Origin of the sequence: Puniceispirillum sp. (SeqCode), from assembly GCF_965657105.1 — a bacterium.
GTDB lineage: Bacteria > Pseudomonadota > Alphaproteobacteria > Puniceispirillales > Puniceispirillaceae > Puniceispirillum.
In genome coordinates this window covers 1-9,045 of sequence record NZ_CBFHNB010000073.1, presented here as the reverse complement: position 1 = coordinate 9,045, position 9,045 = coordinate 1, and the positions used below count along the sequence as shown (strand labels likewise).

The following is a 9,045-nucleotide window of genomic DNA, read 5'->3' as shown; positions in this document are numbered from 1 at the left end:
AGACCCTTTTTGTATCCGTCCAAACGCATCTGCGCAAAATTATAATAAGTGGGGGCGCCAACGAAACTGATGCGTCGATGGCCAAGCATGACGAGGTGATCAACAGCCGTAACAAAGGCGGTCTCACTATCGACATCATACCATGCGTAATCATCGTGATTGACCGACCGACCGTGCACGATGAAGGGAAAATTCATTTTCTTTAACAGCTCTATCCGCGCATCCTTTTTATAGGGGCGCGAGAGCACCAGACCGCTGACCTTGCCACTTGTTACCAATTTACGGATAGCCTCGGCTTCCTGCTCGGCAGACGGCACTTGCACCAACAGCAAATCCCAGCCACGGGTTGCCAGCGATTGGCCAATTCCTTCTAGCAAATGTGCAACAAACGGTTCGGAAATGGCGCCTGAGCCGGGTGGCATCATATAGGCAACGGTCTCTGCAACGCCGGTTGCAAGTCGTCGCGCATTATGGTTTGCACGATAATTATATTTTTCCGCAGCGGCGCGAACCCGCTCGACTGTTCCTTGGCTAATGTCGGAATATCCGTTGAGCGCGCGCGACACAGTACCCTCGGTAAGGGATAGTTGTTTCGCCAGGAATTTCAAACTAACGCGTTGCATCGCTGCTCCAAAATATAGCCTAATACAAAACGCTATTCCGAAAGCGCTTTCGGAATCAAGCAAATTAGTTTTATATGATGAGAAAACTTTGCCTTTTATCCGCCACCTCGGTGATAATGTGGCCAATTCACACCAAATTCGGACATGACAAAATATGCAATCTGTTGAAATTCCACCAAAGCCAGATTTTGAATCCGCTGCGTTCCTGCGTCAGCATGTTTCTGATATTATTTCATTTTATGAACCGGTAGCCTTTGATCCAACTGGCGGTTTTTTTCACCACTTCCGTGATGATGGCTCAATATACGATGCCGACACCCGTCATCTGGTGAGTTCGGCACGCTTTGTCTTTAATTATGCAAACGCCTTTATCCAGACCAATAAACCACATTATGCGGAAAGGGCGGCGCATGGATTGCGCTATCTGAAAACTCATCATTTGAGCCCGCACGGGCATTATCTGTGGCAACGTAGCGGTGCGCAAATCGAAGATGGCCGAGCGATGGCCTATGGTCACGCATTTGTAATGCTGGCGGCGGCATCGGCGAGTCACCTAAAGATCGCTGGCGCGGCAGAAATGATCAGTGATGTTTGGGATTTTCTCGAGGAGAATTTCTTTGAGCCAGCCCACAATGCCTATGCCGATGAATATGATGACACCCTTACCACCCTGTCCAGCTATCGCGGGCAAAACGCAAATATGCATATGGTCGAGGCGTTAATCGCCGCCTATGAGGCCACCGGAGACCAGCGCTATCTCGACCGCGCCGATAATGTTGCGCATAAATTCACGATCGATTTGGCGGCGCTTGGGGATGGCCAGATATGGGAGCATTACAACACCAATTGGGCGCCGGATTGGGATTATAATATCGACAAGCCAGACGATCTGTTCAAACCTTGGGGATTCCAGCCCGGTCATCAGGTTGAATGGGCAAAGTTGCTATTGCAGATTGACGCCCATAATCCAGCTGACTGGCACCTTGAAACCGCGACCTCGCTCTATCACAAGGCTTTTGATAATGGCTGGGATACAGAATATGGCGGACTGGTTTATGGCTATGCACCGGATGGTAGCTTTGCCGATGCGCATAAATATTTTTGGGTTCAGGCCGAAGCTATCGCAACTGCATGGCGCCTTTATGATCGTACAGGCGACAACCGTTACCGCGATGATTATAACCGTCTATGGGCCTGGTCATGGGATCATTTGATCGACCATAAATACGGCGCGTGGTTCCGCATAACCAGCCGTGAGGGCAAATGGATCGAGCCATATAAATCGCCAGCTGGCAAAGTTGATTATCACACAATGGGAGCATGCTGGGATGTGCTGGGCGTTATGACAACTGACCCTGAATGAATAAAATGTGAGGGCGATACTATATTGCAGTGTCATGTGGCTATTTTTTGCCCCCCAGGAAACATCAAACATATGCGCATAATTAACTCTTTTACTGAGGCTTAAATCAAGTCAACGTTGTTAAGTTAAGTGCATGAGGCTTCATAACCTGATGACCGATGCTGGTAAATTTCTTTACCCCCTATTACACAACAATTCATATCAAAGTTCAAAAAGCTTGGCTTTTCTGAAAACCAGATCTTCCCCGCCATCTTTTAGATAAAGTTGCATTGCTTCCGTTAACAGCGGCTCGTAATGTTTGTCTGATGTCAGGTGATCAAAAGCGGAGGCACCTGTATCTGGTATATCGAAAAGCAAAGGCTGCCATTCACGCTCAAGTGAAGCAACAATGGAACTGGAAAGCCTAACTTCGTCAGCTTGGTTAGTTGTATGAAGCGACCGCTGGAGAATTTATTGTCCGTATTTTGGGATAAGCGGCTTTGGGATGCACTTCTGGAGATAGTAAATTCCGCGTTTGCGGTAGAGGTAAGGTACCCGGGGCCTAAATTGGGTTGGGCGTTGCGCCTCAGACCGGGGTTTAGTTGATTATTTGCCAGTTTAACAGTCTTATACCTGTCAATTAAAGCTCTTTGAAAAACCAAATGACACTGAAACTTTAGGTTTAGATAAGCACTGGTTCTTTTCTTGAAGAGCTTTGATATGACGGCGACGTGCAGGCGCGTCCTCACCAAGGTTTACTGCAAAATCCATCTCTACTTGTAAAGCCTTACAATCTAGCAATTCGTCTCCTGCCTTTGTTAAAAGTGAGCGGTCTTGGAGAGCGCATGCACCTAAGCAAACTATAATTACTAATGATGGTACAGCTATAAATTGCATCTTTTAACCTGCCATAATTGATTAAGAATAACAAAAGCTAACATTAACTAGTGATCTATGGCCAGAGGATCACGGTTCCCGGCTCTCGGATCTTGGAACTATTGGCTTTATCTCATCAAGGCTTTTGTCGAGTTTTGTTGCTGGCATAAGACGCCCTTAGATTGTTAAGGACTTTGTCGGCTCGAAGTAATCAGACAGTCATTTGTAGTCCCATACATGCAAGGATTATTTTTGAGAAAGTGACGTGCATATAGTGTTTTCCACAGGAAAAAGTTTTTTGAAAAAAATTTCAAATGTGGTGGGATGAGTGGGATAAGTGTTGTTTTTATTAATTTATTCTCCTCCCACTTCATCCCGTTTATAGCACTTCATAGGGTCACGAGTGAGACCGTGCATGCTTTTTTGACATACGCTTTGCGCGGTCATTTTCTCATGGAAGATCGCATGGGGCTGGCGGAGGGACGGGGATTCGAACCCCGGTGAAGTGTTACCCTCAACACGCTTTCCAAGCGTGCGCCTTAAGCCACTCGGCCACCCCTCCGCAATAGCGGCAAATTAACAGGCTCACCCCCGCATGTAAACCAGTCGTCATTCTCTAAATCATGCCCTCTAATCAATTTTACCATTTTTGCACTTTTGGCTTGTGACTGGTGCCCGCAATCGCCACTATGGGGAAATGATAAGGATAAGTGAATGATAGGAATTTTCTTAAAGATCATTGCCGCTTTGTTCGGCCTATTAGCGTTATATGTTATCTGGCTGGATATAACCAACGATGCCAGCCCAAGCATCGTGCTAGGCCAGTTTTGGTTCGAACATCACAGCGTTTCCCTGCAGGTTGGTGAAGCCATCATTAGCCGCTATATAGACCCATGTGGTTTGATCGTCGCGCTTAATTGCGAACCATTCCTATGGCACCCAATGATCGCCAGCTTGCTTGGCTGGCCTGCGGCCTTGATTTTTATTATATGTACGCTGATATTCGGAAGCTTTACGCGCCTTGCTGGCAGGCGATCATCGCGTCGCGCGTCTAAACGCGCCTTACAACGTGACGGGGCATAGCATAGTAACAGCGCATCGTGATGGGGCGGCCTAGCAGAGGCCAGCCCGTTCATATAGCCTAATTATCACCCATTTTCAGCGCTTCAAAAAAGGCCGTTTGCGGGATATCGACTTTGCCGAATTGCCGCATTTTCTTTTTGCCTTCTTTCTGCTTTTCCAACAGCTTTTTCTTGCGCGTGATATCCCCGCCATAGCATTTGGCCGTCACGTCTTTGCGTAAGGCAGCAATCGTTTCACGGGCGATAACCTTGCCTCCAATTGCCGCCTGTAATGCCACCTTGAACATCTGACGTGGCACCAGATCTTTCAACCTAATACAAATCGCACGGCCTTTACCTTCGGCTTGATCGCGATGCACAATCATCGACAAGGCGTCAACCGGATCGCCATTAACAAGAATAGATACTTTCACCAACTCACCCGGACGATAGCTATCGATGGCATAATCAAAGCTGGCATAGCCTTTGGTGATGGATTTAAGCCTGTCATAAAAATCGAAGACAACTTCGTTCAGCGGCAAGCGATATACTGCCATTGCGCGATTGCCTGCATAGGTTAGGTCAATCTGCTCGCCCCGACGCTCAGTACATAAGGTCAGAACCGGCCCCAGAAATTCATCAGGTGTCATGATGGTGGCTTTGATCCACGGCTCTTCAATCTCGCTAATTCTGGTCACTTCTGGCATATCTGCCGGATTATGAAGATCAAAGCGTTTTCCATCGGTCAAATGCATCTGATAAACCACCGAAGGTGCGGTCGAAATCAGGTCAAGATTGAATTCGCGGGTCAGACGGTCACGGATCACTTCCATATGCAACAGGCCTAAAAACCCACACCGGAATCCAAAGCCAAGCGCGGCAGATGTTTCCGCTTCAAACGAGAAAGACGCATCATTTAGCGATAGTCTTTCCAATGCCTCGCGCAGGCCTGAAAAATCGTTGGTATCAACAGGAAACAAGCCGCAGAATACCACTGGCACTGACGGAGCAAAGCCTGGCAAAGCCTCGTCACATAGGCGTCGTTCATCGGTAATTGTGTCACCGACCTTAGCGTCCGAAACGGTTTTTACACCCGCATTGATAAAGCCAATTTCGCCTGGCCCCAATTCGTCAACCGACGTTGGTTTTGGTAAAAAGGTGCCAACACGTTCAATTACATGTGTTGCGCCTGATGCCATCATGCGTATTTTCATGCCCTTTTTCATGACGCCATCATGCACCCGCACCAATGTCATCACGCCCAGATAGGCATCATACCAGCTATCAACCAGCAATGCTTTTAGCGGCGCCGTCCGATCACCTTGCGGGGCTGGCAGCTTGGTCACCAAGGCTTCGAGAATATCGTTAATACCTTCGCCCGTCTTGGCGCTGGCCGCAATCGCATCATCAGCAGGCAAACCGATCACCTCTTCGATCTGTGCTTTTACGCGATCTGGTTCGGCAGCAGGCAGGTCGATCTTGTTCAATACCGGCACGATTTCGTGATCGGCCTCAATCGCCTGATAGACATTGGCCAATGTTTGCGCCTCAACCCCTTGGCTGGCATCAACCACCAAAAGCGATCCTTCACAGGCCGAAAGCGAACGCGACACCTCATAGCCAAAATCGACATGGCCTGGCGTATCCATTAGATTAAGCACATAATCCTTGCCATCTTTGGCTTGATAATTAAGCCGCACCGTCTGCGCCTTAATTGTAATGCCCCGTTCACGCTCAATATCCATATTATCAAGCACCTGATCCTTCATCTCCCGATCAGACAGGCCGCCACAGGCCTGAATCAAACGGTCGGCAATGGTTGATTTGCCGTGGTCGATATGCGCGATAATCGAAAAATTTCGGATCTGGTCTATGTCTGTCATATGTCACTTGCCTATGGGGCGCTGGTTGTGTGCTTGATTGCTATACACCAATTTTGCCGTTTATACCGCCCTAATATGACCAAAATTGTCAATCTGTGACGATATGGCCAAATCAATGTTGAACACGTGCCTGAAAATTTGCCAGAAAATGTATCCAAAAATTTGTCTGTTGTGGCCTTTTCGATGGTAATATAATAACGTAAATACATGAATTGTAATTCATAAAAGCGGCTAAGTGCGTTTATATGAAAAGAAAAAACCAATTAAGGATAGGAAACAGCAATGCCTAGCATGGGTTTTGAAAAATACCGTCCGTACGAGGGGCCCGATCTGATTGATCGGACATGGCCTTCGACACGTATAAACACCGCACCTATATGGTGCTCGGTTGATCTACGCGACGGTAATCAGGCACTCATCGAGCCGATGGATGCTGCCCGCAAAATGCGCATGTTCAAGATCCTTGTCCAGATGGGTTTCAAGGAAATCGAAGTTGGCTTTCCGTCTGCCTCGGATACGGATTTTAATTTCCTGCGCGAATTGATCGAAGGCGGCCATGTGCCTGATGATGTAACAATTCAGGTGCTGACCCAAGCACGTGAGCATCTGATTGATCGCACGATTGAAAGTCTGGATGGTGCCCCCAATGCCATTTTGCATCTATATAACTCAACCTCGACCTTGCAACGCCGTGTTGTGTTCAAGGCGGATCGCGATGGCGTTAAACAAATCGCTGTTGATGGTGCCAAAATGGTGGCTGACCGCATTTCAAAATGCGGGGCGGATAATCTGCGTCTGCAATATAGCCCCGAAAGTTTTACCGGCACCGAGCTGGATTATGCGCTGGATGTCTGCGAAGCCGTCATGGATGTCTGGCAACCAACAGCCGAAAACCCAACAATCATCAATCTGCCTGCCACCGTCGAAATGTCAACGCCGAATATTTATGCTGACCAGATCGAATGGATGAGCCGTCATTTTTCCAATCGTGATGCTGTCATTCTGTCATTGCATCCGCATAATGATCGGGGCTGTGCTGTGGCCGCTACCGAATTGGGATTGATGGCGGGGGCTGACCGCGTCGAAGGCACGTTATTTGGCAATGGCGAACGCACTGGCAATGTTGATATTATCACGCTGGGTTTGAATATGTTTACCCAGGGCGTCGATCCGACCCTCGATTTTTCCGATATTAACGAGCTTGTTGAAACCGCCGAATTTTGTAATCAGCTGGCTGTACCGGAACGCCATCCCTATGCTGGAAAGCTGGTGCATACGGCCTTTTCCGGCAGTCATCAAGACGCCATCCGCAAAGGCATGGATGCCCTTATGAACGCCAATGAAAGCATTTGGGAAGTGCCTTATCTGCCGATTGATCCGGGCGATATTGGCCGTACCTTTGAGGCGATCATCCGCGTCAATTCACAATCGGGCAAAGCTGGGGCGGCCTATCTGCTTGAGGCGGATCATCATGTGCGCCTGCCGCGCGCTGCCGAGGTTGAATTTTCCGGCATTGTCCAGCGTGAGGCCGACACCACCGGCAAGGAAATCACCAGCCAGCGCATCTGGGAACTGGCCGAGGCACATTATATCATTCCGGCGGGGCGATTTGAACTGGTCAGCTTTGATGTTGCCAAAGCCAGCCGTTCGGGCGATGGCGAGCGTGTCACGGCGACAATCCGGCATGATGGTAAAGATGTCACTGTCAGCGCGGTTGGCAATGGCCCTATTTCAGCCTTTGTTGAGGCGATGCGAAGCGGTTTTGACCTGTCATTCCGGCTTGCCGATTTTGGCCAGAACACGCGCTCGGCCACGTCAAAAGCCGAAGCCGCCGCCTATGTTGAATTGGTAGTGGAAGATGGTGATCACACGCGCTCGATATTCGGCGTTGGCATTGATACCTCAATCACTATGGCACCGATCCGCGCGGTAATCAGCGCGCTGAACAAGTTGTAGAGCCGATAATGATGTATTTTATAAAACGGGCCGCGCTGTTGAGTGTGGCCCTTTTTTTGGGCATGGTGGCTTTTCCTGTTTCCGCAATGGCCGACCATCCGAATCTCAGCAAAATCGGCCCCGTATTACAACATCCGTGGGGCATGGATTTCCTGAATGATGACACGATCTTGGTGACCGAACGGCGGGGCAATCTGTTCCGGATCAATCTGGCTACCGGCAATGCCCACCAGATTGGCAATATGCCAGATGTCTATCACAAACGTCAGGGTGGTCTGCTTGATGTGCTGGTTGATGGGGAATGGATATATCTTTGCTATTCGGCTGTGTTGGATGGTGGCTCATCAACGGCAATCGACCGGGCGCGCCTCGATACACAGCGCCGTAATCTGATTGACCGCACGACCATTTTCACCGCCAATCGACCAACCCGTTCAGGGCATCATTTTGGCTGTCGCATGGCCATTCCCCGGACTGGCCAGCAGGCTGGCTATCTATTTGCCAGCCTGGGTGATCGCGGTGATCGTAATAATGCTCAGGACGCGGCAGTCCATGCGGGCAGCATTATCAGGATCCACCCCGATGGGCGCATCCCCACCAATAACCCAAAGGGTGATGACACCAAAATTGACAGCCCAAAATTTGACAACTGGTTGCCAGAGATCTGGTCAATCGGTCACCGCAACCCGCAAGGCATGGCTGTCCATCCGGACACGGGCGATATCTGGACGCATGAGCATGGGCCGCGTGGCGGCGATGAGATCAACCGGATTACCGGAGAGCCATTCGCCGGCGGCACTAATTACGGCTGGCCCACCGTCAGCCACGGGCGCGAATATGCAACCGGAAGACAGGTCAGCAAGCAAAAAACCCGCGCTGGCTACGCTGATCCTAAATGGGTGTGGGACCCGTCAATTGCTCCGTCGGGCATGGCATTTTACCCACAAGACGCCACCATGTTTGCCGATATGCAAGGACATTTGCTGGTCGGTTCATTAAAATTCAGGCAATTATGGCTGGTGCGCCTATCGGACGGCTCGCCGCGGGATGAACAGGTCGTGATGGATCGTGCCATAGGCCGGGTGCGTGATGTCGCGGTCGCGCCTGATGGCAGCATTTTGCTGCTTAATGACGAGGCCAGTGGCGGGGTGTGGCGCATCAGCCGCTAAGGCCGCATAAAGCGATTGCAAGAGGCATATCTGGGCAGATATTTACAATGCCCTAGACAAAATCCATCGGTGCCATTGCCCATTGCAAGGTGTCATTACTTGGCACCGGAAACATATCGTCTGGGATTCCCATGT

General features: G+C 49.7%; 7 protein-coding genes and 1 tRNA gene. 4 read left to right on the top strand and 4 right to left on the bottom strand.

All coding sequences use genetic code 11. The annotated features are described in order from the left end of the window. Positions 1 to 623: LacI family DNA-binding transcriptional regulator (locus ACTF7Q_RS09490; RefSeq protein ID WP_438997597.1), on the bottom strand; the 623-nt coding region annotated here is incomplete at its 3' end. 154 nt (positions 624 to 777) lie between these two features. Here ACTF7Q_RS09490 and ACTF7Q_RS09485 point away from each other — a divergent pair. Continuing rightward, positions 778 to 1,986 carry an AGE family epimerase/isomerase gene (locus ACTF7Q_RS09485; RefSeq protein ID WP_438997596.1) on the top strand — a complete coding sequence of 403 codons (1,209 nt, stop codon included), beginning with the start codon at positions 778 to 780 and terminating at the stop codon, positions 1,984 to 1,986. A gap of 615 nt (positions 1,987 to 2,601) precedes the next feature. On the opposite strand, the gene ACTF7Q_RS09480 is transcribed toward ACTF7Q_RS09485, so the two are convergent. Together ACTF7Q_RS09480 and ACTF7Q_RS09475 are read right to left on the bottom strand one after the other, a co-directional pair. Next, positions 2,602 to 2,862 (bottom strand): hypothetical protein, encoded by a 261-nt coding sequence (locus ACTF7Q_RS09480; RefSeq protein WP_438997595.1) that lies wholly within the window; start codon positions 2,860 to 2,862, stop codon positions 2,602 to 2,604. Between the two features lie 451 nt (positions 2,863 to 3,313). Next, a tRNA-Ser gene (locus ACTF7Q_RS09475) sits at positions 3,314 to 3,403 on the bottom strand. Positions 3,404 to 3,555: 152 nt separating this feature from the next. Between ACTF7Q_RS09475 and ACTF7Q_RS09470 the strand changes: the two genes are divergently transcribed. Then, positions 3,556 to 3,924, top strand: a complete 369-nt coding sequence (locus tag ACTF7Q_RS09470) for a hypothetical protein (RefSeq protein WP_438997594.1) — start codon at positions 3,556 to 3,558, stop codon at positions 3,922 to 3,924. Between the two features lie 58 nt (positions 3,925 to 3,982). Here the strand turns inward: ACTF7Q_RS09470 and lepA are convergent, their stop codons facing one another. Beyond that, positions 3,983 to 5,785 (bottom strand): translation elongation factor 4, encoded by a 1,803-nt coding sequence (gene lepA, locus ACTF7Q_RS09465; protein ID WP_438997593.1) that lies wholly within the window; start codon positions 5,783 to 5,785, stop codon positions 3,983 to 3,985. Between the two features lie 282 nt (positions 5,786 to 6,067). On the opposite strand from lepA, the gene leuA reads away from it, so the two are divergent. Together leuA and ACTF7Q_RS09455 are read left to right on the top strand one after the other, a co-directional pair. Further along, positions 6,068 to 7,741: a 2-isopropylmalate synthase gene (gene leuA / locus ACTF7Q_RS09460; RefSeq protein WP_438997592.1), complete on the top strand. Its 1,674-nt coding sequence runs from the start codon at positions 6,068 to 6,070 to the stop codon at positions 7,739 to 7,741. 44 nt (positions 7,742 to 7,785) lie between these two features. Beyond that, on the top strand, positions 7,786 to 8,910 hold the full coding sequence (locus ACTF7Q_RS09455; RefSeq protein ID WP_438997598.1) for a PQQ-dependent sugar dehydrogenase: 1,125 nt from the start codon (positions 7,786 to 7,788) through the stop codon (positions 8,908 to 8,910). Positions 8,911 to 9,045: the final 135 nt, after the last annotated feature.

Excerpts from the sequence above, each read along its gene's own strand:
- ACTF7Q_RS09485 (WP_438997596.1), top strand. The coding sequence starts at position 778 with ATGCAATCTGTTGAAATTCCACCAAAGCCAGATTTTGAATCCGCTGCG.
- ACTF7Q_RS09480 (WP_438997595.1), bottom strand. The coding sequence starts at position 2,862 with ATGCAATTTATAGCTGTACCATCATTAGTAATTATAGTTTGCTTAGGT.
- ACTF7Q_RS09470 (WP_438997594.1), top strand. The coding sequence starts at position 3,556 with ATGATAGGAATTTTCTTAAAGATCATTGCCGCTTTGTTCGGCCTATTA.
- lepA (WP_438997593.1), bottom strand. The coding sequence starts at position 5,785 with ATGACAGACATAGACCAGATCCGAAATTTTTCGATTATCGCGCATATC.
- leuA (WP_438997592.1), top strand. The coding sequence starts at position 6,068 with ATGCCTAGCATGGGTTTTGAAAAATACCGTCCGTACGAGGGGCCCGAT.